The organism is Pseudoalteromonas sp. APC 3355, assembly GCF_030407615.1.
GTDB classification, from domain to species: domain Bacteria; phylum Pseudomonadota; class Gammaproteobacteria; order Enterobacterales; family Alteromonadaceae; genus Pseudoalteromonas; species Pseudoalteromonas distincta.
The window spans coordinates 83,338-107,080 of the sequence record NZ_JASDDB010000009.1; the positions used below are offsets into that span (position 1 = coordinate 83,338).

At 37.5% G+C, this 23,743-nt stretch carries 14 protein-coding genes and 1 tRNA gene; 8 read left to right on the forward strand and 7 right to left on the reverse strand.

Features of this window, described 5'->3' with window-relative positions; translation table 11 throughout:
* Window position 1 precedes the first annotated feature (1 nt).
* From neuC to QMA08_RS13020, 7 genes are all read right to left on the reverse strand, one after another.
* A complete protein-coding gene (neuC, locus tag QMA08_RS12990; protein WP_290174673.1) occupies window positions 2–1,156 on the reverse strand; it encodes a UDP-N-acetylglucosamine 2-epimerase in 1,155 nt (384 codons plus the stop codon).
* A complete protein-coding gene (locus tag QMA08_RS12995; protein ID WP_290174674.1) occupies window positions 1,156–2,310 on the reverse strand; it encodes a LegC family aminotransferase in 1,155 nt (384 codons plus the stop codon). Before QMA08_RS12995 ends, neuC begins: the two co-directional genes overlap by 1 nt.
* A 15-nt stretch (window positions 2,311–2,325) precedes the next feature.
* A complete protein-coding gene (locus QMA08_RS13000; protein ID WP_290174675.1) occupies window positions 2,326–3,516 on the reverse strand; it encodes a UDP-N-acetylglucosamine 4,6-dehydratase in 1,191 nt (396 codons plus the stop codon).
* A gap of 147 nt (window positions 3,517–3,663) precedes the next feature.
* Complete coding sequence (locus tag QMA08_RS13005; protein WP_182694792.1) at window positions 3,664–4,620, reverse strand: Wzz/FepE/Etk N-terminal domain-containing protein; 957 nt, start codon at window positions 4,618–4,620, stop codon at window positions 3,664–3,666.
* 82 nt (window positions 4,621–4,702) lie between these two features.
* On the reverse strand, window positions 4,703–7,381 hold the full coding sequence (locus QMA08_RS13010) for an SLBB domain-containing protein (protein WP_290174676.1): 2,679 nt from the start codon (window positions 7,379–7,381) through the stop codon (window positions 4,703–4,705).
* Between the two features lie 122 nt (window positions 7,382–7,503).
* Entirely contained in the window at window positions 7,504–8,286 is a 783-nt protein-coding gene (locus tag QMA08_RS13015) for a DUF481 domain-containing protein (protein WP_002958439.1), read from the reverse strand.
* Window positions 8,287–8,472: 186 nt separating this feature from the next.
* Complete coding sequence (locus tag QMA08_RS13020) at window positions 8,473–9,291, reverse strand: mechanosensitive ion channel domain-containing protein (protein ID WP_002958438.1); 819 nt, start codon at window positions 9,289–9,291, stop codon at window positions 8,473–8,475.
* A gap of 284 nt (window positions 9,292–9,575) precedes the next feature.
* On the opposite strand from QMA08_RS13020, the gene QMA08_RS13025 reads away from it, so the two are divergent.
* The 8 genes from QMA08_RS13025 (at window position 9,576) to QMA08_RS13060 (ending at window position 23,575) form a co-directional block, all read left to right on the forward strand.
* Window positions 9,576–9,651 (forward strand) — tRNA-His (locus QMA08_RS13025).
* A gap of 569 nt (window positions 9,652–10,220) precedes the next feature.
* Window positions 10,221–11,546 carry a hypothetical protein gene (locus QMA08_RS13030; RefSeq protein WP_290174677.1) on the forward strand — a complete coding sequence of 442 codons (1,326 nt, stop codon included), beginning with the start codon at window positions 10,221–10,223 and terminating at the stop codon, window positions 11,544–11,546.
* Window positions 11,547–11,558: 12 nt separating this feature from the next.
* Window positions 11,559–12,680, forward strand: coding sequence for a FecR family protein (locus tag QMA08_RS13035; RefSeq protein ID WP_290174678.1), 1,122 nt, complete (start codon window positions 11,559–11,561; stop codon window positions 12,678–12,680).
* Between the two features lie 39 nt (window positions 12,681–12,719).
* The gene (locus tag QMA08_RS13040) at window positions 12,720–13,064 is read left to right on the forward strand and encodes a hypothetical protein (RefSeq protein ID WP_290174679.1); all 345 of its coding nucleotides are present in this window, start codon (window positions 12,720–12,722) and stop codon (window positions 13,062–13,064) included.
* 473 nt (window positions 13,065–13,537) lie between these two features.
* Window positions 13,538–18,859: an Ig-like domain-containing protein gene (locus QMA08_RS13045; protein WP_290174680.1), complete on the forward strand. Its 5,322-nt coding sequence runs from the start codon at window positions 13,538–13,540 to the stop codon at window positions 18,857–18,859.
* A gap of 9 nt (window positions 18,860–18,868) precedes the next feature.
* Complete coding sequence (locus tag QMA08_RS13050) at window positions 18,869–19,702, forward strand: MBL fold metallo-hydrolase (RefSeq protein ID WP_290174681.1); 834 nt, start codon at window positions 18,869–18,871, stop codon at window positions 19,700–19,702.
* 20 nt (window positions 19,703–19,722) lie between these two features.
* A complete protein-coding gene (locus tag QMA08_RS13055; protein WP_356783080.1) occupies window positions 19,723–21,942 on the forward strand; it encodes an adenylate/guanylate cyclase domain-containing protein in 2,220 nt (739 codons plus the stop codon).
* On the forward strand, window positions 21,914–23,575 hold the full coding sequence (locus QMA08_RS13060) for an HD family phosphohydrolase (RefSeq protein WP_290174682.1): 1,662 nt from the start codon (window positions 21,914–21,916) through the stop codon (window positions 23,573–23,575). Before QMA08_RS13055 ends, QMA08_RS13060 begins: the two co-directional genes overlap by 29 nt.
* Window positions 23,576–23,743: the final 168 nt, after the last annotated feature.

Here is a 23,743-nt window from a genome sequence, read left to right on the forward strand (position 1 = left end):
CTCATTTTAAGTCGTAAAAGGATTTGCTCGGCTCAAATTCTAAAGATTTAAGCATTTGAATTGCTTGAGCGCTTGCATTACCTGCGCCATATGGATTTGTTATTATTTCGCCAGGAGTTTTATAGCTTCCTGTAATAGCCGATTTTATCGCTGCTGAAATAGATTCCCCTGTGGCAGTGCAGTTAAGGACACTTTTGGCCGCTAAACGACCTTTTTGTCTTATACCTATATTAACTGTAGGCACATTGAACGCAGGAACTTCAATAATACCGCTTGATGAGTTGCCTATAACAGCCGCAGCATTTTTTACAGTGCTGAGGTAGCGCTTTTGTCCCAATGAAGGTATTGCACAAACTCTAGTTGGATATTGTTTAGCGTAGTCTTCAAGTATTGGAATTATACGACGACCACCATCATCGGCATTGGGATATGTTAGAATAACTTGATGATCTTTGAAATTATCTAATGATTCAAGTAATGCAACAAAGCTTTGCTCAGGAGGCTCTGCACCTAAAGTTACGGGGTGATAGGTAACAAGAAAGTAAGGCTGCTTCAAATTAAAGTTTAATGAGTTGCCAATTTCATTGACACTCATAAAGTCACTTCGTGCTAAATGATCAAGACCAATTGCACCAATATTTTTAACACGCTCAGGTATTTCACCTAGCTGTATAACACGTTGGCGATACTCCTCAGTAGACGTTCCATGTAAATAGCTAAGCTTGGTAATAGCATGGCGAATCGCATCATCATATGCGCCTTCAGTTATTTCTCCACCGTGCAGGTGTAAAATAGGTATACGTAATATCATTGCAGTTTGAGCAGCGGCGAGAGCTTCGAAGCGATCACCTAAAATAACAAGCGCATCTGGCTTTAATCGACTTAATGCGTCAGCAAAACCTAGCACACCTAACCCCATACTTTTAGCTATGCCGACTGCGGTATCTGATGATAATAGAATTTCTATTTTCTCATCTATTGTAAAGCCATCTTGCTCTATTTGTTTATAGGTTTCACCAAACTCTGATGACAGATGCATACCTGAAACTAATAGCTGTAACGTAAGCTCTGGATCATTATGAATGTCTTTTATAAGCCAATATAGGAGCCCATATTCAGCACGCGTACCTGTAAATACAGCTATTTTTTTTGTCATTATAACTCGCCTAAACTTTCAAGTGGAGAGCTTGGTATATTAACTAAATGAGCTTCAATAAACTCTGAGTGAGTTAAATCACCACGTAGCGCATTTTTAAACATAGGTAATCTATGCATTAATTGCCATATTGGTCGAGTCATTACACCTTCAGCATTAGTTTGTTTTAGGAGCTTTTCTCGCTCAGAATGATTTGGGCAAATAATTGCATTTAACCAATAATTTGATTTTGCATAGCTAGGCTCTATTACAAATTGAAAATCAGATCCTTTAAAAAAGTCTGAATATAAGTTCGCAAGATGTCGTTTATTATCGACAAATACTTTAAGATTTTCCATTTGCGCACATCCAAGTGCCGCGTTTAAGTTAGGCATGCGATAGTTAAAACCCGCTTCATCATGAAAGAACTCATACGGATGAGGAACCTTAGCAGTAGTTGTTATATGTTTTGTATGCTGCCCTGACTCTAAACTTTTACATAAAACCATACCACCACCACCTGTGGTAATAATCTTATTTCCATTAAAGCTAATAGCACCAAAATCACCTAACGTACCAGTATGCTTACCTTTATAAAAAGAACCTAGACTTTCTGCAGCATCTTCTACTAAAGCAATACGCCACTCATTACACACATTGATTAGTTCATCAAGCTCTACAGGGTGCCCAAATGTATGCATTGGTACAACAGCTTGAAAACGTTGCTTTGTTTTTTTATGTATAGGTCCTGACTCGGTTAGCACTGCATTCTGCTCTAAAAATGTAGACAATGCTTTAGGGCATAATCCCAGGTTCAAAGGTGACACATCAACAAAGGCGGGCTCTGCCCCCATGTGATGCACTGCATTACAGGTTGCTACAAAAGTTAGAGCTTGAGTAATAACGATATCGTTGCTTTTAACACCTGCCATATACAATGCTGCATGTAATGCTGCGGTGCCATTTACAGTGGCAACTGCTTTTGGAGTTCCGGTGTAAATTTCAATATGTTTTTCAAAGTCATCTACAAACTTACCAACACTTGAAACAAACGTACTACTAATTGTTTCTGATACATACTTTTGTTCATTCCCTGAGAAAGTTGGTGCGTGTAGAGGAATAAACTCATTCGTTTGGTAAAGATCTTTTACAAATGAAACAAACTGTTTAGTCATAATATATCTACCTAATTACATTTTACCATCAAGGTATTTGCCGGTTTCTTTATGCCCAAAATCAGGAATCATTTTAAAGAAAAGTGAGACAATTTCGTCTTTTGTCCAAAACTTATCAGCTTTCATTTGAGTAATTTTTTCTTCAAACTCAGCAAGTAGTGCTTGATCGAAAATAGCATCATTTTTGATAATGCCTAAATTTTCAAAGCGATCCATATCCAATGTTTCACTTTCAGTAAAAAATTCTTCAAAGTCTTTTTCACCAGTGGTGTCACTTTCAGTAAATAAGCAAGGCCACTTACCTTGAGTAGGTAATGTTTTTACTAGCTCGCGTGCTTCGTCTTCAGTTTTACATAAGAAAGGTTCATAACCACGATCTTGAAGGTATTTAACAGCAATGTCTGCAAAGGTGATTAGATGCAAAGCTTCACTTAACTTTGGAAAGAAAATATCTCTATTTTCACCAAAAATACATGACATTAAACATAGCTCACCAGATTCTTGAGGTGTAACAAAGTAGCGCTTGATATCACTCGGTGCGACTATTGGTTGTTGCTTTTGTATGCGCTGGTTAAAACCATGTAACAATGAGCCATCTGAAAAAGCCACGTTTGCAAATCGAGCGGTAGAAATAGCAATGTCTTCACTTTTACGCATTAAGAACATTTCCATTATACGCTTTGAAGCCCCCATCATATTAACTGGATTTGCTGCTTTATCTGTAGATACACAAAAGTATTTTTTAGCACCACAATCAATCGATTGTTGAATTGTTTTATCGGTATTAAAAACATTTACGTCAATCATACGCATTAAGGTAAATGGGTCTTTTTCACTACGAACATGCTTAAGCGCAGATAAATTCAATACATAGTCATATTTTCCGTCAGCTTTTATAAATGCATCATACTCAACTGAGCCAATATCAAGCGCAAACGTTTGAAAGTCGCCCTCTATATAGCCATACGAACTACGAATATCGCGAACCAACTCAACCATGTTATTTTCACTAATATCAACAACATGAAGTTTTCTAGGATTGCGTTTAAATATTTCTTTCGTGACAGCCTGTCCTATTGAACCTGCCCCCCCCAAAACTAGGAAAGTTGAGCTTGATACAGCTTTTTTAAGCTTTTCATTTGAGTCTTCAATATCATGGGAAAACAACTCTTCTGTGCGGCCTATTAGGGAAAGTAAATTGCTCACTCTGAATCCTTTGATTTATACATATTGTTTCAAGAACTATAAATTAATATATTAAAGTTACTTATTAATGGAGAATATGTTTGATTAAAAATGTGAATATTAAAAAGCCACTAGCGACTTAGCCACCTAGAGCTTCGATAATACATATTATTTTCTTAAAGCATGTTTTAATAATAAAAATAAAACGCTAAGCATTCCACCTAGAAAAACACCCAAAATAACAATTAACGCCCTCTTTGGTTTACTTTTTTCTTCAGATACTAGAGCTGGATCTATGGTCTTAAATACATATTCATCTCGCACATTTGCTAACATAATTGTTTTAGCTTGCTCTTCAATTAGTTTATATAAGATGGTTCGTATATCTGCAATGTGAGTTTTTTCTATTTGTTTAGTCAAAAAATCAGTGCTTCTATTAGCCTCTAAAACATCTCTTTCTTTCATTTCTTGGTTAATATCTTCAACTAACCATTTAGCCCACTGTTGAGCTATATAAGGTGATATATGTTCAATAGACAGAGTTACCATTCCTGTTTCTGAGTTTAAGGTTGCAGAAAAAATTTTACTAAACTCTTTATATGCTTCTTGCATTGAAGGTTTTGCTTTGTAAGGAGCTTCGACTTCTCGGAGCCACTTTCTTGATTCAAAGTTGTAAATTTCTTCATCATAGACAACTTTATTATTCATCAAGTCCCAGGATTTAATTGCCATCAACTCAGGTAAAATATTATGCTTTTGTATGAAGTCACTTGTAAATCGCCTCGAAACCAAGACCTCAAGTGCAAGCTGGCTTTTATTTGTATTTTGAGATGCTAAATTTACACCGGCTAAACTCGCTAAACCACCAAATTGCCCTGCTAGTGCTGATAGTCCACCACTTTGCTCAGACTCTGTAGGAGCTAACAATACTTCAGATGTGTATATGTTAGGTTTGTGTAAAGCATATACAATTGAAGCAACCCCGAAAAGAAATGTAACAAAAATAACAGTCCACTTCCCTTTCCATACGATAGAAAACAGTTCTCTCAAGCGTACCTCATTGTCAATTGAGTTAGCTTGAAAGAAGTTATTATCTTGATTATATGATTGTATATTTTTTGACATAAAACTTTAATATCCTAAAAGCATTGGCTGCAAATAACAGTGCTTAAATTACCTAACATATAAAAAATCAGTACATTAAAAATCAAAGACTACCAATCGCTGCAACTGCCACACCAAGCTGATAAAGAATCTGCGTTGCTGTGCTCCAAAGCGTTAGCTTGTCCATATGTCCTGCGTCCATTGGTATTACTATTGTGTCACCTGGTTCTAACTGATCAGCATTATTTGCTGCAAACCAGCCACCTGTGTTTGGTATTTTCACTGAACCATTAGCTTTAATAATGTAAATTCTATCTTCAGCCGCACGCTCTTTAAGACCACCACTTAGCGCTATATAATCATCAACACTAACACCTGATTTATAAAGATGTGATGTGGAGTAGTTAACTTCACCAATTACGCTAATTGAATCACGCTTGCTTGGTACATAAAGTGTATCACCATCTTGTAATACTAAGTTTTGTTGATTATTTACAATTAAAGGTAAATCAATTACTAAACGTCCTACGGCTTCAACACTCGCGAGGTCGTTTAACAGTTTGTTCATTTCTTCATAAGAAAGTGTGTTACTGCTTACAGAGTTTTGGAAGCTCTTAGAGGCGATGTCGCGGCGAAGCTCTGTAGATAAACGCGCTAGTTGCTTTTGCTCTTGTTCTTTAATTGATGTACGGGTAAATACAGCAGCTTTTTGCTCTGCAAATTGTGAAAAACCACCCGCGCGTTCAAGTAATTCAGTTAGCGTTTCACCTCGGCGTATAGTGTACGTGCCTGGAAATTTAAGCTCACCTTTTAATTCTACTTTTACATTTTCTTGCCAATTTGGAATAGCAAAAACGTTGATGCTGTCTTTACTTTGTAATGTAATATTACTTTGAAGGTCGCCTTTCATGGCGCTTTCAAGGTCAAATCGTAAGTGTTCTATTTTAGAACCATCGCTGGCTACAATACGTGTAATTTCAGCTTGTTTTACGTAGGCAGACTCTAACAGGCCACCGGCTGCTGTTATTAAATCACTTACCTCACCACCAATCATTAGTGGATAAATACCAGGGAAAGTTACATTCCCGCTGATTTCAACTAATTGCATTGCTTGTTGCACTGATGCTTGCTGTTTAAATTTAGCAATAATTGGCGCTAACAAGTTATGGCGACTAAATAATGCATAATCCTCAGGTTTGAGTTCTTGGTCTTCTTCTTCTTTTGCTTTGCGTTTAGAAATTTCAGCAATTGTTAGTATTTTATTGTCTTCAAGAACAAGCTCTTCGTCTTCTTGATTAACACCAATATATTTTTCGAACTCTTTTTGCTCAAACTTGTGCCATTGCTCTGCTTTTTGTTGCTGCTCTTGTTGCTCTTGGCTAAGGGCCATATTTGCTAGAGCTGATTGCTCTGCTTCTTTTTCTTCAAAACGACTAAATACAACTATCTTGTCATTAGCTTTAAGTTGTAAGTTGTTTTCAGGATTTTTAATAATCGCTTGAGCAACGTCGAACTGATGCGCTTCAATATCGCCGTTTACATTTATTTCGCGGATTACGAGGCCGTAGCTTAAATCGGCTTGCGGTAGTAGGTCACCGCGTATAGATTTAAGTACATCTGAAATACGCTTACCTTGGTGCCATTGATAATTACCTGGGCGTGCTACTGCACCAATTAAGCTAATTGAATTTTGATATTGCGAGCTAACTGAATTAAAGCGAATACGGTCGCCATCTTTTGGGATATAGTTAATTTGTGGTTTTGAAAAATCGACCGATAGTACTTCTTTACGATCGAAATTAAAGCGCTCTACAATTGCGCTTTTAGCGTATGCATTGGGTTTAAGGCCTCCGGCCATTGCTAATAACTGCTTAGCTGACTCACCTTTTTTAAGTTCAAAAATAGCGGGACGTTTAACTGCACCTTCAACTGTTACTTGAGCGCCAACTGATGGAATAAATACAGCATCGCCCGGCTTTAATACGATATCGTTACTGCTATCGCCATTAATAAGTAAATCGTAAAGGTCAAAATTTGCTACAACCTTGCCTGCTCGTTTAACTTGAATATTACGAAGAGAGGCAATATCAGACACGCCACCGCTTACAAATAATGCGTGCGAAACGGTTGTTAATGATGAAACACTGTAGCTACCAGGCTTGTAAGCCTCACCTAGCACTAAAATACGCATGCTACGAAGCTGACCAAGCGATACAAACGCTTTTACACCTATTACCTCTTGCTCTACTTTTACTTTTACTAATTCTTTAATTTCAGCAAAAGTTAAACCGGCCACTTCTACAGGGCTTAAATCTGGAATACTAATACGTCCTTCACGGTCAACTATAACTTCAAAACTGTCACTTTCTTTACCATAAAAGTTTATTTTTAATTGATCGCCAGGGCCCACAATATATGTATCTGGTACTGCGGCATTTTCGCTTGGCATAAATGTAGTTGGTTCACCTGCAAACAATTCGTAACCGTACGGCTTTAATTCGTCTGTTTTTGGTTTAAAGCGCTCTTCATCTGTAAGCTTTTCTTTTTCGGGTTCTGCGCGCTCACCAATACTATTTTGCTGCTGTGTATTATTTTGATTATTAGATTGGTTTGTACCAGTGATCGTTGCTATATCAACACCGTATTGTTTTGCGAGGGCTTCTTGTTGAGCTTTAGGTAACTTTTTAAATTGCTCAATTTGAGACGCTGTTGGCGTAAAAGCCAAAGTACTAAAACTACAAAGTAGAATAAAAGCACTAATAAATTGTGTAAAAACTTTCACGAGTAGGTATATCCCTAGGTCTACAACCAAAATTGGCCGCTATAATACCTTAATTTTAAGAAAATAAAAAAGGGACTTTCGTCCCTTTTGTCACTTTAGTGTCATTAACTTAACTACATTGGTTAAAAACTGTAAACCAACGTGAATGACGTTTCAGTGTCAGTGCTTTCTTTGTCGTCAGCAACATCTGAGTTGTTAGTGACATTAAAAGCGACTTTCATTTGTAACGAGCCGTTTATTTTTGCAAGTAATGCAGTTTCAGAGCGAGTTTTAGTGTTTGTATCACCGTACTCAACAGCAACTAATTGAGTAAAACGTGCATTCTCAGAAATTTGCCAGTTGTAATCTAACTTACCCAAGGCAATTACTTCGCCTTCAAATTCACCAGCAAGAGAGTTACCGTTGTCATCAACTTCAGTGCTGTCATCTGGGTATTCAAAGTATTTATAACCAGGACCAATTTCAGCACTTAACCACATGGTTTTTTCGTTTAATAAACGTAAACCGTAACCTGCAGAAATTACTGACTCACTTCTATACGCTCCAAAATAATCTGAAACGTGTGAACCATAAATGAATAAATGAGAATGATCTTCATTTAATTTGTAATTACCTTGTGCAGAAATTGAATACTTTTCGTTAGTGCGCTGCTTGTTTTTGTCACCATTAGCATCTTCAACTTCATCTTCTTTGTAGATGCCGTCTAGCTTGTATTCGTTGTTCCAGTTTTCAAGGTTGTGCTGAACTTTGATGCCACCTTTAAGTGTGGTCGTTTCTGTATTACCACTTGTGACAATAGCACCTAGTTCACTGGTAACTTCCCATGTTCTTTGTTCTGCGTCTGCAGCAAATGCGTTTGTTGCAGCAGAAGCTGCAACTAAAACTGATAAAAGCTTTAATTTCATTAAAAAATAACCTTTGTATAAATGTACATCTATTTTATTAAAGCATTACTTGTTAGAGCAAGCTAAACAGCTAAGTAATAATGTAAAAAATTTTCATGCGGCAGATCCCGCATGAAAATTTTATGTTTAATAGCTTTTTAGCACTACAACAATTAAAGATAACTTTAATTAAATAACTATTTAAAATTAGTCTTGCTTGTGAAAGTGAACATCCATTTGTGGAAATGGGATAGTAATATCTGCATCATCTAATGCGATTTTAATATTTTCCATTAATGACCAGTAAGTAGGCCAGTAATCAGCAGCGTTAACCCAAGGACGAACAATAAAGTTAACACTTGAATCGCCTAACTCATTTACAGATACATTGTAAGCTGGATCTTTAAGTATGCGTGTCTCTGCATCTAATACAGATTTTAATACTTCTTTTGCGTGACGTAAATCAGCATCGTAGCCAACACCAATAACTAAATCGATACGGCGAGTAGACTCTCGTGAGAAGTTAGTAATAGCACCAGACATTATTTGAGAGTTTGGTACGATAATTACTTTGTTATCTGGAGTACGTAGTTCAGTTGAGAATATTTCGATTTTTTTAACTGTACCCATTTTATTACCTGCTTCAACAAAGTCACCAGACTTAAATGGACGAAGTAAAATAATTAGTACGCCTGATGCGAAGTTAGATAATGAACCTTGTAATGCCAAACCAACAGCTAAACCGGCAGCACCTAAAATAGCAATGAACGAAGTTGTTTCAATGCCAATTTGCGAAAGTGCCATTAAAATAGTTACAGCAAATACAAGTGTGTACACAATACTTGAAACAAATGAGCCGACAGCTTTATCTACTTTCTTTTTAGCAAAACCTTTTTCAGTTAAGTTAGAACAAAACTTAGCAACACGACTACCAAGTAAAAAGATAACAAGCGCAACAACTGCTTGAATACCATAGTGTAAAATTAGGCCTGAGTTATCGTTAAGCCAATTAAGTACTGAATCCATATTTACTCCAAATGTTTTTTATTAAGCGTTTTCGGGCATTATTATACATTAATTTACAATTTATTCTCATGAAATAATGAATTAATACTATTAAATGCAACTATACTCGATTTTTTATAGGCAATTATCCAATAAAATGTAGCCTACTTTGGAAAAATATTAACGACTTAATACTAATTAAATTTGCCTGATTTAAATTATTTTAATTTATTTCACTTTTAGGCTTCACAACAATTATTATTTTATGTATTATGCGCGCCACACCAAACGAGGTGTGTGTAGTGGCGGTTGTAGCTCAGTTGGTAGAGCCCCGGATTGTGATTCCGGTTGTCGCGGGTTCAAGCCCCGTCAATCGCCCCACTTTTTTCCTAGAAAGCCTCATATTTATACCCTATTAATTATCCTATTATATAAATTCTAAAACCTCTTACTATATTAAGATTACAACACAATTATTCATACTCTAGTTAAATCCACTAATTTGTAAATCTCACGCAGCGATTAAATCATCCCTAGATTAAAAAATTTCAATCCACAAAGATCAACACGCCCTAATTAGTAATAATATTTAATAAACAAGTATTAATACCAATTCGCTTAATTAAGTGTTCTATTTTGAGGATGGAAAAACATGTTGATAGCTTGGCAAAAAATTCGCTATTTAATTGTTCTCGGCAATTGCTCCTGCATTGCTCTACCTTCTGCATCCATGCAGTCGTAAATGAGAATTTTTTAACACAGGTAGCGACACGTTTAGCCCCGCAAAATGATTAAGTATTATCGCGGATTGGTATAACTCATTACTTATCTACAATTAATTAACCAATGTGACTGTATTAACTATACTTAACTACTAAAAGTGGTAGGTTTCTAATGTTGGCATCACTTTTTACTAAACATCAAACTTCTACTGGGATATAAAATTAAGCATGATTAAACAGGTTTTAGGAAATTTACTGTGTAGTTGTTTAGCTGTAATGAGCTTTAACTCATTGGCTAAAAGCAATGATGAATATAATAAGCTATTGATTGAAATGCAAAAATTAGTTTCTGAAAAAAAATACACTCAGGCTTATCAAAAAAGTAATAGTGAATATCAGTACCTGGGCGAACCCGTATACGACTTTTTATTAGGGGTCAGTGCACTTAAAACAGGGCATGCGGCGCCAGCTGTATTTGCCTTTGAACGCGTGGTTGAAAATAATCCTAGATGGTATGAAGCTCGCTTGTACTTAGTTCGCGCTTATTTAACAGTTAATAATTTACCTGCAGCCGATACTCAAGCTTTAATACTAATCAACTCACCTGACACACCTAATAACATTAAATCTTCAGCACAGTCATTGCTAGAAACTGCAGCACTTAAGCAACAAGAAGCTGGACGCTCTTATAAACAAAATATTGAGCTTGCCCTTGGCGTAGATGGCAACGTAAACGCAGGTACTGCAGAAAATACGATTATAATTCCTAATATTGGTGAATTTTTGTTATCGCCAGAAAGTAAAAGTACGCAGGACAACTATGCACGACTTAATTACAGAGGAAAGTACTCTCACCCTATTGACCAAAAAAGCTTAATCACTTTAAGTATTGATACTGGGTGGTACAAGTTTGATGGACTCAGTCAATACGATCGTATAAATGCGAACATTAATGCCGCCTATCAATATAAACAAAATGACATAAGTTGGTTTGCACGAGTTGCTACCACTTCGCTGATGCTTGACGGTGAACTTTATCGTACTGAATCAGCTTTAACGGCCGGAGCAAATTTTACGCTAAATAAGCAAGTTAATTTATTTAGCTCTTTGACTGCGGGTGTTTTAAACAATAGATTTGATGAAAAGCTCGATAACTCATTTTATGCGATAAATGCAGGTGCTAGCTATGCAGCTCGAAATTGGTTTCAAAGCTTAAGCATTAACGCTAAAAGCGAGGAAGCTGACATTACAGAGGGTGAATTTAATAGCCGTAATATTACGAGCTTGTACTACCAAGTGAACACTCAGTTGGCTCAACATTGGCAGTTGTTATCTCTTGCTGGATACCAATGGATTAATTATAAAGATGATCACCCTTTATTTTTACAAGAACGTGCCGATAACCTCTTTATGTTCTCAACTTCTGTTCGCTACTTAGTTAATCGCGATTTAGCCATACAGTTGGCTGCCAACTATCAAGATAAATCCAGTAATATTTCTTTATTCGAATATGACCGTTTAGATATAAATTTAAGCGCTTCTTACTCATTTTAATTTAAGGTATTTATGAAACATTTACTCCCTGTAATTACCACTTTACTTTGTGTAAGTTTTTATACACAAGCAAACGACCCTGCTGGTAAAACTATTTTAGCACGAGGCTCTGTACTCGCGGTTGATGGAAGCAATGAACAACAACGACAGTTGCAGCGCAGAGATACTGTTTTTGGCGTAGATCGCATTACGACTGGAGAGAAAAGCAAAGCGCAATTTTCGATGTTGGATGGTGGTTTAATAGCCTTAAAAGAAAACTCAGAATTAAATATTGCTAACTACGAATTTAATGACAATACCCAACAGGGCTCTGCTTCTATTGAGTTACTTAAAGGCGGTTTGCGATCTATTTCCGGCGTAATTAAAAAAAATGGCGGCTCTTATAGTGTAAAAACTCCCGTTGGCTCTATTGGTATACGCGGAACGCATTTTGAAGTTCAGCTCGTTAAAGGCGATGTATTTTTAGCGGTATGGGATGGCGCAATAGATTTAACGTTAGAAAATAATAACGTGGTTTCTTTGGGTGATAACGAGGCATTTTCGTTTGCACAAATTACAGCCACTGGTGAAGTCTTTAAAACAACACGTGCGGCACGCGTGTTTGATCAAAATATAGTAGCAATTGATCCTAAAGACGACAACGAAGAAGAAACTGAGCAAGCATCGGTAACTGAAGTTGAAGTAAATGCTTTTGAAGCTGATACAGGTGTTATGGATATATATTCTGAACAACAATTTCAAACTGTTAGCAGCGCATCTTTAGTCGATCAAATAGCTCAGCGCCAAGGTGTATTTAACTATGAGGCATCAAGCTTTAATGTAAATTCGAGTGTGGGTGCTGTTGCTGACTTTGCTATGACTATGGCCGTTGATTTTGATAATGGCACCGTGCCTGATGGCGAAATTAGTTTTAATGACGCCGGTGGAAATTGGTATGCAGCTTACAGCGGCTTAATAAATTTAAGCGAACTTGAGCTGGTCGTTACATTTGCATCCCATGGTAACAATAAAGCCGAGGGTGATGTTGATGCAATATTTTTGAATGACTTAGACAACATTACTGGCAACTTTAATCTTAACGAAATAAATAATCCTGATGTAAATGCTAGCGGTTCTTTTAAATTAGAACCATAAACACATTGGATACAAAGCTTTTATTATGGAGTATTTAAAATGACAGCAAAAAGTTTATTTTTGCTTGGTTCTATGGTGTTTTTGTTAAGTGCCTGTGGAGGCTCAGAAGAAAGCCCCACTCAAGAGGCAATACAATCACCTACGGCTGAAGTAATACCGCCAACGGTGACTAGCTATATAAATTTGGCAGGTGTTATAGCGAGTAATCAAACCAAGAGTACAAAAGTTTTAGGTGCTGTCACTTCAAGTAGAGGGGTTGTTGGAGCAAGTTTAGCTAATACTCGCGCTGATATTGTTTTTTCACAAACAAACGACACCGTACAGGGTAATGTTTCTTTTTTACTGAAGCTTCGGATACTGATGGCATTGCTGAAGTTAATTTAGTACTCCCTAGCGTTAATAAAAGCATATCACTTTGTTCTTCTGATTGTGGCGTTGACTACGAAAAGTCAATTATAGGTCTCAGCCCTGCGCTTTATGGCGTAACTCCAGGGGAAATACGCCTTGAAATATGGATAACTGACACTTTAAATAATCAAGTCCTTGCTGATGCAATCACTTTTAACTGGCAACCATATCAAATTGAAGGTGTTACAGCACATCGAGACGAAGATAATATTAATCTTTCGTGGCAGGCCAACCCCGAACTTAATCGTTACAACGTTTATATTGCAACTCAAGCTGGAGTCTCATCTACTAATATTAATGAATTAGAGAATGGGCAACAATTTTTAAGTATTCAAGATACTGCACTAAGCATTACCGAGTCACTTACTAATAAAAGTTACCAAGTACTTATTACCGGTGTTGATGGCAGTGGTGAAAGTGGTTTTGCTAATATAATAAACATAGCACCAGTGGGTGGAGAGCTTGCATTTGCACCAGAGGCAAATGTCGATCAGTTTCAGATAAATGAAGATCAAACTCTGCAAGGCAACGTGCTAACAAATGATACGAATCAATACAGTGGTGATTTACGTGTAAATGCAGATGCATTAATTCTACCGCAGCATGGCACTCTTAATATAAATGAAAATGGGGATTTTACTTATATCCCTATTGCAAACTTTAATGGTGAAGATGCCTTTAGCTATCAAGTTGCTAACGAGCTAGGTATGACAGATACCGCAGTTGTAGAGATAACCATTTTAGCTGTTAACGACGCTCCTATTGCGCTTGATAATACTTACAGCATTACAAATAATGGAACCTTAGTTGTCCTATCGCCAGGCTTACTTATAAACGATAGCGATATAGACTTAGATGACTTAACTGTTGATACAACGCCGGTTAGCGAACCAACCAGAGGACAATTAACCCTTTTTGATAATGGTGGATTTGAATACCAAGGCGAGCAAAATATGCAAGGCCAAGACAGCTTTCAGTACAGAGTTGTTGATGCACAAGGTGCTCAGGCTATTGCAAATGTAACTATTGTAAGTTCAAACACTAACGTAGCCCCTATAACAAAAAATAATAGCTATAGTTTAAGCGAAGATGAAACACTTGTGGTTACAGCAGCTAATGGTGTGCTTAGTAACGATACTGACCCAAATAATGACAGTTTTTCAGTTGATGAAACGTTTATGGTGGCACCCACACATGGCCAACTATTATTAGCAACTGATGGCAGCTTTAGTTATGTGCCGGATGCTAATTTTAATGGTGTTGATCAATTTCAATACCAAGCTATAGACTCATTAGGTGCAACCTCTACAGCCACAGTAACTTTAGTAATAAACAGCGAACCCGATAACCCTGTTGCACAAAATGATGCCTATCAATTTAGCAAAAATAAACTATTTGAAGTAACAGTACAAAATGGCTTGTTAATTAACGACTTTAATATTGAGGCTGGTGATTTATCGGTTAATACCACGGCAATTAATACAACTCAAAATGGCGAACTAACATTAAATGCTGATGGCTCGTTTACCTATCAGCCAGACTTAGGTTTTATTGGTGTAGATAGCTTTACCTATTCAATTTCAAATGAGCAAGGTTTAACTGCAACAGCTCAAGTAACCTTAAGTGAAAGCGGCGTTAATACTTTTCCACAAGCCAATGACGATCAATATACGTTAGACGAAGACAGCTCTGCATCTTTTTTAGATGTGCTAGCTAACGACACTGATGCAGATGGCGATACAATAAGTATTTCTAATATAGAAAATACTGCTGGTGAAGCGACTATTGTCGCCGGAAAAATACAGTTTACTCCACCAGCAAATTTTTCAGGTGAAATAGTACTAACTTATACCATTACTGATGGTTATAGCACTGGTAATGAAGGTATAAACGACAGAACAGCAAGTGTGACGATTACTGTTACACCCGTTAATGATGCCCCTACTGCAAATGCTGACTCAGCAACGATGAACGAAGATGCTCCTGCGTTATTAGTTAACGTATTAGCTAACGACTCCGACATTGACGGCGATACTCTTGTGATAACAGCCGCTACTGCAGATAGAGGTTCTGCATCTGTTGTTGATAATAAAATCCAATATACGCCTGCTCCTAATACAAATGGAACCGCAATTATTAACTACACAATAAGTGATGGTAACGGCGGTACTGCAACTACTAACTTAACAATTACTATTATTCCCGTAAACGATGCTCCAATAGCAAACGCAGACTCAGCTACGATAGATGAAGATGCAGCGCCAATACTAATAAACGTATTAGCCAATGACTCAGACGTGGATGGCGACAGCCTTACCATAAGCGCAGCATCAGCTAATATTGGCTCTGTATCAGTGGTTGGCAATCAAATTCAATATACACCGGCAGCCGACGACAACGGCTTAGCAACAGTTACTTATACTGTAAGCGATAGCAACGGCGGCGCCAGTACAGCAACGTTAACTATCACTATTACACCTGTAAATGATGCTCCAATAGCAAATGCTGACACGGCAACTATGGCGGAAGATGCAGCACCAATACTGATAAACGTATTAGCCAATGACTCAGACGAGGATGGCGACAGCCTTGCCATCAGCGCAGTCTCAGCTGATATTGGCTCTGTATCAGTGCTTGGCAATCAAATTCAATACACACCGGAAGCCGACGACAACGGCTTAGCAACAGTTACTTATACTGTAAGTGATAGCAACGGCGGTGCCAGTACAACAACGTTAACTATCACTATTACACCTGTAAATGATGCTCCAATAGCAAATGCTGACACGGCAACGATGGATGAAGATGCAGCACCGCTACTCATTGATGTGTTGATTAATGATATAGACGCTGATAGTGATAACCTAAGCATAACAGCAGCGTCAGCTGATAGCGGTTCAGTATCCGTTGTTGATAACAAACTACAGTACACACCGGCTGCAAATACCAACGGTATTGTTGTTGTCAGTTATACTGTAGATGATGGGAATAACGCTACAGATACTGCTAGTTTGTCAATTACGATTGCTCCTATTAACGATGCTCCAGTTGCGTCAAACCAAGGTTTTAATATTAGCGAAAACGCAACCGATAGCGACACTATTGGGACTGTTAGTGCCTCAGACATTGAGAACCAAAATTTAAGTTACACCATACTCAGTGGTGCCCCCATATTCGAAATAAATAATGATTCTGGCTTATTAACTGTAAAAGGTGAAAGCCCGTTTGATTTTGAAACAACTCCTCAGTACATATTGAGCCTAGCTATTACTGACGACGGTACGCCTAACGAAACAACTACTATTAATATAATAATTGATATCACTGATGATACGGAGCCCCTAGTTCCTGTTGAAGATGAAACATTTGGTCGCCCTATAACAGGTGAACTTGAGCTTTCTGGAATTTTTTCAAGCGGTGAATTTAATGACAGTATTGAGCTAAATAATAACCTTTACTTTGTAGGTTTTAGTAATAACAGCGACAAAGATATTGTTATTGCATCGTATACAACGAGTGGTGTGATAAATACAGCATTTAATGGTGATGGCGTTAAAGTATTAGATTTAGAAAATGATGAACAAGCAACAGCTATCATCTCTGATGGTACAAGCCTCTTTGTTGCTTACACTAGTTTTGATGGCACAAATACCGAAGCATGTTTGTTGAAAATGAATACCGCTGGCGTATTAAGTAATAACTCTGGAGATAATAATTCAGGTATTCACTGTACCTCATTAGCAAGCACCCTCGTGATTAATGACCTTGAATTTAGCGACAATAAAATTCAGGCTGTTGGTAAGTCATTTAATGGTAACGACAACGATAGCTTATGGATAAAATACGATATCTCTACGCTCGCTTATGAAGCCGGAAGCCCTAAAATTGTCGATGTGAGCGGCGCTAGTAGAGATGACGAAGCGTTTGCTATTAAAAACTTTAATAGCTCTGATCTTATGGTTGTTGGCAGTGTCACAAGTGCAACTGGTGATAAAGACGTACTTATTCGTTATTTAATTTCTGATGGTGAAAACAATGGAAGTTTTAATGGTAGCGCAGCATTATCGCTCGACTTGTCCAAGAATAATAAAGATGACGAACTATTTGCAATTGGCGGCGCTAAAAACACCGACTTTACAGCTTTTGTAGGTGGTTACATAACTCGTAATAGTGGTGAAAAAGAAGCCGTGGTTTTGGCTATTGATAAAACGGGTACTCTTATAACGAGTTTTGGTGATGCAGGTACTGCTATTTACGATATTGATAGTGATAGTGGTAGTGGTGATGGTGGCGCGAATGTAACCGGCGTAAAATATGAGCCAATTAAAAATGGGATTACGTTATCTGGCACTACTGGAGTTTCTGCTAGTGAGAAACTATTTTCTGCCCGTATTTTAACGTCTGATGGCTCACTTGATAGTACTTATGGCGCATCAGGTATTAATATTATTTCAGGTATCAATGGTAAGCAATTTGCCAAATCGGCAACTATAGATGCGAATGATACAGTATGGGTATCAGGTGTTATTGACGACTCAACCACTAAACCATTTGTTGCAGCAATTGACGAGCAAGCCACATTATTCAGTAACTTTGCAGACGTTGGTTATCTTGCTTTTGATACTATAAGCGCAGAATCTGACGATCAATCAATGCACGTTTTACAACTGAGCAATGGCCCTCATGTCGGTAAATATATTCTTGCATCAACGGCTAAATCGAACTCAATTACTAAATTAGTATTAACACGCTTTACGAGTGCGGGTGCTATAGATACTAGCTTCAGCGAAAGTGGCCATAAAGAAATTGCCATAAATTTAAGCGCATCTAATATAGCGTTGGTTGAACACAATAGCGGCAGCTTATTTATTGCGGGCTCTAAAAATAGTGAAAATGGTGAAGCGGGCTTTGTAGCTAAAGTTGAACAGTCTGGTAATTTAGACACTTCATTTGCAACAGACGGTGTATACACAACTTCTGTCAGTGGCGCAGAATTGGTAAACCTGACAGATATTGCACTTGATAACAGCGGTAACATTATTACTGTTGGGTCAATAGTAACAAGTGGTACTCCTAACCCAATCGTTATAATGTTGACGCCAGAAGGTACTCTAGAGCCTAACTTTGGCACTGGCGGAAGTATCATAGGCTCAGCTTTTGAGTACTATAACCGCGTACATACCAACAATGCAGATATTTTCATTGGTGGTAAGTCTGTATTAAGTGGCACTTCAAAGCTAATCGCATTGAAGTTGAGCTCAAACGGTACTGAAATCTTTAAATATGTAGGTGAGGAAACTACAGATACCGACAATAAAATAGTGCAGATTTTAACTGACACAACGGGTAAGTTATATTTAATAGCAAACCTTATTGATTCGCCAAATAAAGCCAATGTTATTAGGTTGCTTGTTACGGGTACGCTTGATACTAGCTTTGCCGAAAACGGTGTCGGTGAATATACTTTGGCCTCAACCGGTAACACTGAGCTAAGTGGTGCAGCGCTAGATAGCAGCAATCAACTTATTTTAGCAGGCAAGGCTAACAATAAAGGAATGTTAGCGCGCATTTTAACTGACGGTACTTTAGATAATACGTTTGGAGCCAGTGGTGTCGGATTTTATGAAGCAAGCCAATGTGTCAGTACACATGTATTTACTTCAATCATCCTGCAAAATGATACCCAAGTTGTTGTAAGTATCACCTGTAATGACACTAACTCTAACAATGTTAGTATTTCTAAATTCAATTTTGAAGCAGATGGAGCTTAGCCTTAAATTATGAAAGTTGAATTTTTTGGTGTTAGAGGCTCGATGCCTTCAGCTGGAAGTAATACACACATTTTTGGGGGAAATACCTCGTGTGTGTACATTGAACAAGATAACGGTAAAGATCTTATTTTAGACTCTGGTACCGGTATTGTAGAACTCGGTGCACGTTTACTAGAAACACAAAGTCCTATCAATATTTTACTAACGCATAATCATTGGGATCATATTCAAGGGTTTCCTTTTTTTAAACCTATCTACCAACCCAACCGCAATATAACCATTGTAGCTGGCAACGTTGATGATAAAAAAAGCCAAGATGCCATATTAAAGCAAATGAGTGGTTCGTACTTTCCTGTGTGTTATCAGGATTTACCTGCCAGCATTACGCTTAATACTGATTTATCGTCTCAAAAGCAATTTACACTTAACGGTTTTTTGGTTTCGACTGCTCCACTGAATCACCCTGGTGGCGGTACTGCTTATTGCATTAAAGCAGATGAAAAAAAGATAGCCTACGTTACCGACAATGAGCTAAACCCACCAGAGAAGGTAAACACAAGTATTTGCGAATGGAGCAATTTTATTGAAGGCGCTGATTTACTAATTCACGATGCTCAATTTATAGATGCAGACTTGCCTCTTAAGCATGGTTGGGGTCATAGCACCATAGATCAGGTTGCTGAGCTTGCTATAAAAGCGAGTATTAAAAATGTAATTATTATTAGCCACGATCCATCAAGAACCGATGAACAATTAATCGCTATAGAAAAGTATTTACACACGCAGTACGCTCAACAGGTAAAAATAGAATGCGGCCGAGAAGGACGAGTTTTTGATTTTTAGTCTATCAAGGAGCGTTACTCATTAGCTTCTTAAAACCCATTACCTCAAAGCATTTTTTTATTGGCGCTGTTATTACATTATTAATTGCATCAATAGAGTTATTTTCAACTGGGTCGCTTGCAAAGTTAGTTAACCGTGTAGAAGGTATAATATACGACTCTCGGTTATTACTGACGCTTTCAGAGACGCCTAGGCGTATTGATGAAACCGTTGTAATAATTGATATCGATGAAAAGAGCATGCAAGAACAAGGACGCTTTCCTTGGAGTCGCTCAAAATTAGCCGACCTTGTTACAAAGCTTAGCGATGCAGGTGTTATTGTTATTGCATTCGATATATTTTTTTCTGAACAGGAAGAAAACCCTGTTACAAAAATTATGTCTGAGATTCCTGATTTATCAAAAAAGTACACCATCCCCTTTGCTGAAATTACGAAGCAAGTCGATGCAGACACAAAACTAGCAAGCGCATTATCTAAAAATGATACTGTTCTTGGTTTTTTACTAATTGATGAACAACTGACTAATCAAAACTTGCCAGCTAAAAACAGTGTTGTATGGGCAAGCGAAGAACACACTAATTCACAAATAAACCAGTTTCCTGGTGCTATTGTAAATATTCCACAGTTACAAAATGCTGCAACGGGCACCGGCTTTATTAATGCACATATTGACGAAGATGGTTTTATACGTAAAGCAGCTCTTATAAATCGAGTTGGCGATAAGCTTTATCCTTCTTTAGCACTTGAAGTTGCTCGACTTTATACCCTTGCTGAAAACATAGAAACCCGTTCCAATAGGTTAGATGGTATAACCTTATTCGAAGGTATAAAGTTTCAAGATAAGTGGATTCAAACTGATGAGTATGGGCAAATATTAATTCCTTACAAAGGGCGTGCGCATAGCTTTCCCTATTATTCGGCTACCGATATTTTGACCAAAAAAATTGGTTTAGAGGAATTAGAAGGCGCAGTAGCCTTTATTGGTACTTCCGCCGTAGGGCTTGCTGATTTAAGGTCAACACCTGTTGGTTTGCAATACCCAGGTGTGGAGGTTCATGCCAATATATTTGAAGGGTTAATGCACCCAGAGCTACTTCCCTCTAAACCTAATTGGTCACAGGGAGCAAGCTTACTCATCATTGCATTGACGGGTTTCGTACTGTCGTTTTTTAGCCATGCTAAGAGCGCACGTTTTATTATTGTTTTGTCTCTTACAGTCACAAGTGTCGTTATATTTTTAAACGTTTATTTATGGTCAGTACAAAAAATTAGTTTACCTTTATTAATGCCTCTTTTACTCATCATTATATTAGCCGGTTATTACATCATTGTAGGCTCTATCGCTGAAATGAAACACAGCCGAAAAATAAAATCTATGTTTGACCAATATGTTCCTCCTGAGCGTATAAACCAAATGATACTGCAAGGTAAAAGTTTATCTCAAAAAAGTGAGCGAAAAAATATGACGGTGTTGTTTGCCGACATTCGTAGTTTCACTTCACTATCAGAAAGTATGACCCCTCATCAGTTAAGTGAATATTTAAACGAATATCTTACGGCTATTACCAAAATCATATTTGATCATCACGGAACTATTGATAAGTACGTAGGCGATATGGTGATGGCATTTTGGAATGCCCCACTAAAAGATGAAAATCACGCTCGCCATGGTGTTGAAGCCGCAATGTCTATGATCAACGGGTTAACGAAAATAAATCAGTTATTTGCAGAAAACAACCAGCCTGCAATAAAAATAGGTATCGGTTTAAGTACTGGCGACATGAATGTAGGTGATATGGGTTCGGTTTACCGTAAAGCCTATACAGTTCTTGGTGATACTGTTAATTTAGGTGCTAGAGTAGAAAGCTTGACCAAATTTTATGGCGTAGCTATTCTTGTTACAGAAGAGACAATGAAGGAATGCCCCCATATTTCATTTCGTCTAATAGATAAAGTGCAAGTTGTTGGTAAAACAGCTGCTGTACAGTTGTTTGAACCTATAAACTTTACAGATAAGCTCGATGAAGAGCAGTTAAATGAAGTTAAAAAGTCGCAGCAGGCCATAACGCTTTTTTATAAAAAAAACTGGCCACAAGCGCTTAGCTTATTTAAAGAGCTACACAGTACAACCGTATTTAGCCCCAACATTTATGCCATTTTTATTGAACGTATTAAGGGCACTGATTTGCAAACACTAGCTAAGGATTGGAATGGTGCCTTCAAACATACTCAAAAGTAGTAAACATATGCGACAGCACATTAAAGACAAAACAAATCTTCAGCACTTTATCGATATTAGCATTAGACTAACAACCGAAAAAAACTCGTCTAAATTACTTGATGAAATACTGCAAGTTGTAATGTCGATAGCAAATTCTGATGCTGGCAGCATTTACTCTATTACCCCAAACAAACAACTCAAGTTTGAAACGGTAATAAATAAGTCATTAAATCTTTATTTAGGTGGCACGTTAGGTAGCCCCGTTGATTTCCCCAATATAGATCTTTTTATTGATGGCAAACCAAATGACACTGCTATTGTTGCGCATTCTGCGAATTCAGGCGAAGTGATTAACATTCCTGACGTGTATGATGCCTTGCCTTTTGATATGAGCGCTGCACGCAAAATGGATGCACGCACGGGTTATCGTTCTGAGTCCATGCTAACAATTCCTTTAAAAGATCATGAAGATGACATTATTGGTGTAATCCAGCTTATAAATGTAAAAGATGCGCAAAATAAAAACATTCCTTTTAGTGAAGAGCTCGTCACTCTAATTCGATCTTTTGCCTCTTTAGGCGCTATTTCACTAACTAACTCAACACTAATTAAGGGAATGGAAGATCTCTTTTCGACCTTTGCTGAAACAATTGCGATGGCAATAGATGAAAAGTCTCCTCATACCGGTGGCCATTGTAAACGAGTGCCTGCACTCACGTTAATGCTAGCTGATGCCGTTAATGATATAAATAAAGGCCCTTTGGCTTCATTTTCGATGAGTGAAGCCGACCGACATGAGCTTGATATAGCTGGCTGGTTACATGACTGTGGGAAAATAGCAACCCCCGATCACATTATGGAAAAGTCGACAAAACTAGAAACTATTTTTGATCGAATAAAATATGTAGATGCTAAATTTGAAATAATTAGCCGAGATTTAAAAATAGCGTATCAGCAAAAGATCATCTGTGCGATGAAGCTGCAAAAACCTATCGAAGTTCAACAATTTGAACGCCTACTTGATACCGAGCTTAAACAGTTGGCATTAGACCGTGCATTATTACAGCGTGTTAATGTAGGGGGCGAGTTTTTAGGTGATGCAGAACTTGAGCACATTGAACGCATTGCAAACAAATACCAACTCGTTATTAATGATATTAATACACCATTGCTCTCAGCTGATGAAGTTGAAAACTTAACAATACGAAGAGGCACGCTAACCGAAGCCGAACGTGAAGTAATGAAGCGCCATATGGATGTAACTAAAAATATTTTAGATGCCCTGCCGTTTCCTAAACACTTAAGCAATGTTACTGAATATGCTTTAGGTCATCATGAAAAACTTGACGGTACTGGTTACCCAAGAGGTTTAACCAAAGAGCAAATGTCGGTGCCTGCAAGGTTAATGGCTATTACGGATATTTTTGAAGCGCTATCTGCAGTAGATAGGCCCTACAAAAAAGCAAAACCGGTCAGTGAGTGTTTATTTATTTTAGGGTCAATGGTTGCTAAAAACCATCTTGATGCTGACATTTTTGCTATTTTTATTGAATCAGAAGTTTATAAAAATTATATCAACGAGTATGCAGATCCAGAGCAGTTAGATGAGATAGATTTTGATAATTTACCCGGCTACACCCCTATAAGTTAGCACCTATAAGCCATGCCTTTATTCAAAATGCGCTTATTACAGTCTATAACTATTCAAACAAAAAAATGCCACCTTACGGTGGCATTTACACACGGGGTTATTTCTACTTATAGAAATCCTTTTACTTTTTATTAGTTTTTTTATGTTATTTTATTAACAAAAAATATG

Coding starts and splice junctions, on each gene's coding strand:
- neuC (WP_290174673.1), bottom strand. CDS start 1,156: ATGACAAAAAAAATAGCTGTATTTACAGGTACGCGTGCTGAATATGGG.
- QMA08_RS12995 (WP_290174674.1), bottom strand. CDS start 2,310: ATGACTAAACAGTTTGTTTCATTTGTAAAAGATCTTTACCAAACGAAT.
- QMA08_RS13005 (WP_182694792.1), bottom strand. CDS start 4,620: ATGTCAAAAAATATACAATCATATAATCAAGATAATAACTTCTTTCAA.
- QMA08_RS13015 (WP_002958439.1), bottom strand. CDS start 8,286: ATGAAATTAAAGCTTTTATCAGTTTTAGTTGCAGCTTCTGCTGCAACA.
- QMA08_RS13020 (WP_002958438.1), bottom strand. CDS start 9,291: ATGGATTCAGTACTTAATTGGCTTAACGATAACTCAGGCCTAATTTTA.
- QMA08_RS13030 (WP_290174677.1), top strand. CDS start 10,221: ATGATTAAACAGGTTTTAGGAAATTTACTGTGTAGTTGTTTAGCTGTA.
- QMA08_RS13035 (WP_290174678.1), top strand. CDS start 11,559: ATGAAACATTTACTCCCTGTAATTACCACTTTACTTTGTGTAAGTTTT.
- QMA08_RS13040 (WP_290174679.1), top strand. CDS start 12,720: ATGACAGCAAAAAGTTTATTTTTGCTTGGTTCTATGGTGTTTTTGTTA.
- QMA08_RS13050 (WP_290174681.1), top strand. CDS start 18,869: ATGAAAGTTGAATTTTTTGGTGTTAGAGGCTCGATGCCTTCAGCTGGA.
- QMA08_RS13060 (WP_290174682.1), top strand. CDS start 21,914: ATGGTGCCTTCAAACATACTCAAAAGTAGTAAACATATGCGACAGCAC.